We start from the raw sequence: 2683 nt of genomic DNA on the forward strand, positions 1-2683 counted from the left end.
CAGCATTTATGGTTTGCGGGGTTTGAATATTATAAACTTGATAAGCTTACTATTCACGGAGAGATCGCTATAGGTGTATGGCTTTTTATTTTCGGTATATCTATTTTGGCTCTATTTATGAAAGAAAAAAATCAATAAAAATTTTTACAAAGGACGGAATATGAAAAAGCTATTTTTGCTTTTTATTTTTTGCATGTTTGCTGCGACCGGTATGGATGCGGCACAGCGAGTAGGCGGCTATACAAAAAGAAATGGCACCCACGTGATGTCGCATCATAGAAGCTACAGAGATAGTAGCAGGCATAATAATTACTCCACAAAAGGAAACTATAATCCCTACACCGGAAAAAAGGGAAGCAAAAGCCCCTATAAAACAAAGAGCTATAGAACCAAAAGGGGCTGACGTTTAGCGACAAGAGGAAATTTACAAAAACGACCGAAGGTTAAGGATTTTTTGGTAAAATTACTTTCCATAATAAAATTTCAAGAAAGGATGAAAGATGGGCGAGACATTAAGATATATTGCTTCAGGATTTAGAAATGCTTTTACCACCTTCCCGCTTGAAAGCGATATGATCTATAGGGCGGGCGACCTATCAAGGAGAATATACAAAAAGAGAATAAAAGAGCTAGAGAAAAGATATGGCGAAGAGCAGATCAAAGAAAAAAAATCCAAGAAGCAATCATCCGCAGGCAATAAATAGCCAGCCGATTCAAAACTACATAGATAAGGCAGTTCAGCAAAATTTAAATATAAATGTTATCCCTTCGGAACTCAACCAGATTTTGCAAAAGGATCCCGATTACGCGGAAAGGGCTATGCAATACCTAGAAAATGATCAGAAGCATAGGCATGAAATCGAGGATAGAATTTTAGCCGTCGAAGAGAAGGAGCAGAGCTTAAGAGCGCAGGAGGCGCCGCAGATTGTAAAGTTTAATCTAAGGGGACAAATTTTTGCCACAATTATTATTTTGTCCCTGGTCGGCTCTTTATTTTATAGCATTTACAAAGATTATTATTGGATAGCCGGCGGGAGTATCATCGTGACGATAATCGCTATTTTGCCTCAATGGTTTAATAAAGACAGAAAAAAAGCAGATTCAAACGAAACCGACCGAAAATAATTAAATTTATTCGCATATGATAAAATTTACAAATAAAAATCCATTTTAAAATTTTGCGCGAGCTAATCCGAAGCGATTACATAAGCTTCCTATAAGTAAAAATCTATATAATATAATTATGAAATATATAAAATTTACCTTCGATAAGCGCAAGGCCGAGATCAATTTAGCCAAACACGGCGTGAGCTTTGGCGAAGCAAAAAGCGTCTTCGCCGACGAGTTTGCGCGCGTGATATTCGACGATGAGCATTCGGAAGACGAGGAGCGATTTATCATTTTAGGTATGAGCGCGCGAGCGAGAATTCTCGTCGTGGCGCATTGCTACCGTGAAAAGGACGAGGTCATCAGAATCATATCGGCGCGCAAGGCCACCGCTCGCGAAACCAAGCAGTACGAGGAGTTACGATGAAAAAAGAGTATGATTTTAGCAAATCGGTTAAAAATCCGTATGTAAAAAAGCTCAAAAAGCAGATCAGCATAAATTTAGACGCCGAGACGATCGAATATTTTAAAGCCCTTGCCGATCAGAGCGGCGCGAAGTATCAAACGCTTATCAATATGTTTTTAAGCGAATGCGCGGCAAAGGGGCTAAAACCGAATTTTTTATAAATTCGCCCTTAAAACGCGCGCCCTCGCTTTGTCCGCATTTCATCGGCGCCGCCGAAGTTTAAATGGCTGCGGCGGCGGATAGTTAAATAATCGAGACGTCGAGCTTCTTGCCCAGCGCGCTTACCGCAGAGCTTAAGGTGCTTAGGGTAAGAGAGCTGTTTTTCGGATTCAAAAGCCTAGATACGACGGCTCTGCTGGTATTCATACGCTGCGCGAGCTCGGTCTGCGTAATGTTTTGAGCCCTCATCTCTTCTTCAATCTGATAAGCTATAACGCGCTTTATCGCCACGGCTTCGTCTGCTCGTAAAGACCATCCTCTTTCAATAAACCATCAAACGAGTTTAAATTTTCCACTTTCATATCACTTCCTTTTTTATTGCTAACCTTACTTTTACCCTAATTCCCTTGCGCGCTTGCTCGCCAAAACGATATCCTGTTTCGGTGTCTTTTGCGTTTTCTTTATAAAGCCGTGAAGCAGCACCATATACCCGCGCTTCACGATAAAAATCACTCTTGCGATCTTTCCGTCCGAAATATCGCTGCGCACCTCATAAAGTCCATTTCCTAAACTTCTACACACGGGCATCCCGATCGGGTAGCCGAACTCCACCGTCGCAATATCCTCTCCTATGATCCTGCGATCCTCTCTATCCAAACCCAACAACCACTCCCGCACGGGCTCATTGCCGCCCGCACTTTGATAGAAAACCGCCTCAATCTTTTTCATATCCCGCATTGTATCAAAAAAGATACAAAAAAGCAAATCGCAGTATAGAAAAATTAGGACGCGGGGGAATAAGCTATCCAAAAAATAGGGTCAAATCCGGGCAGGATGCGCCCTTTTGCGGAGTAGAAAATGCCAAACGACGAAGATTATTCGCTGATCGAGCGCGCTTTTAGGGACCTTGAGGAGCAGGAAGAGAGATTTCTGCGCTGCGAACGAGCGTAT

The 2683-nt window shown here is 42.0% G+C and carries 7 protein-coding genes; 5 read left to right on the forward strand and 2 right to left on the reverse strand.

The window, feature by feature from the left end; genetic code table 11:
• Positions 1–160: 160 nt before the first annotated feature.
• The 5 genes from Q0605_RS00005 to Q0605_RS00025 all read left to right on the forward strand — a co-directional run bounded on the left by Q0605_RS00005 (position 161) and on the right by Q0605_RS00025 (position 1734).
• Positions 161–403, forward strand: coding sequence for a hypothetical protein (locus Q0605_RS00005; protein WP_298703143.1), 243 nt, complete (start codon positions 161–163; stop codon positions 401–403).
• Positions 404–500: 97 nt separating this feature from the next.
• Positions 501–704, forward strand: a complete 204-nt coding sequence (locus Q0605_RS00010; protein WP_297921095.1) for a hypothetical protein — start codon at positions 501–503, stop codon at positions 702–704.
• On the forward strand, positions 643–1125 hold the full coding sequence (locus Q0605_RS00015; protein WP_298703146.1) for a hypothetical protein: 483 nt from the start codon (positions 643–645) through the stop codon (positions 1123–1125). Before Q0605_RS00010 ends, Q0605_RS00015 begins: the two co-directional genes overlap by 62 nt.
• A 118-nt stretch (positions 1126–1243) precedes the next feature.
• On the forward strand, positions 1244–1534 hold the full coding sequence (locus tag Q0605_RS00020; RefSeq protein WP_297921088.1) for a BrnT family toxin: 291 nt from the start codon (positions 1244–1246) through the stop codon (positions 1532–1534).
• Positions 1531–1734 carry a BrnA antitoxin family protein gene (locus tag Q0605_RS00025; protein ID WP_297945481.1) on the forward strand — a complete coding sequence of 68 codons (204 nt, stop codon included), beginning with the start codon at positions 1531–1533 and terminating at the stop codon, positions 1732–1734. Before Q0605_RS00020 ends, Q0605_RS00025 begins: the two co-directional genes overlap by 4 nt.
• 82 nt (positions 1735–1816) lie before the next feature.
• On the opposite strand, the gene Q0605_RS00030 is transcribed toward Q0605_RS00025, so the two are convergent.
• Both Q0605_RS00030 and Q0605_RS00035 read right to left on the reverse strand, forming a co-directional pair.
• Entirely contained in the window at positions 1817–2023 is a 207-nt protein-coding gene (locus tag Q0605_RS00030) for an XRE family transcriptional regulator (RefSeq protein ID WP_298703149.1), read from the reverse strand.
• A 102-nt stretch (positions 2024–2125) separates the two neighbouring features.
• Positions 2126–2461: a type II toxin-antitoxin system RelE/ParE family toxin gene (locus tag Q0605_RS00035; protein ID WP_298703151.1), complete on the reverse strand. Its 336-nt coding sequence runs from the start codon at positions 2459–2461 to the stop codon at positions 2126–2128.
• Between the last annotated feature and the right edge of the window lie 222 nt (positions 2462–2683).

This window comes from uncultured Campylobacter sp. (genome assembly GCF_938017705.1).
Classification (GTDB): Bacteria; Campylobacterota; Campylobacteria; order Campylobacterales; family Campylobacteraceae; genus Campylobacter_B.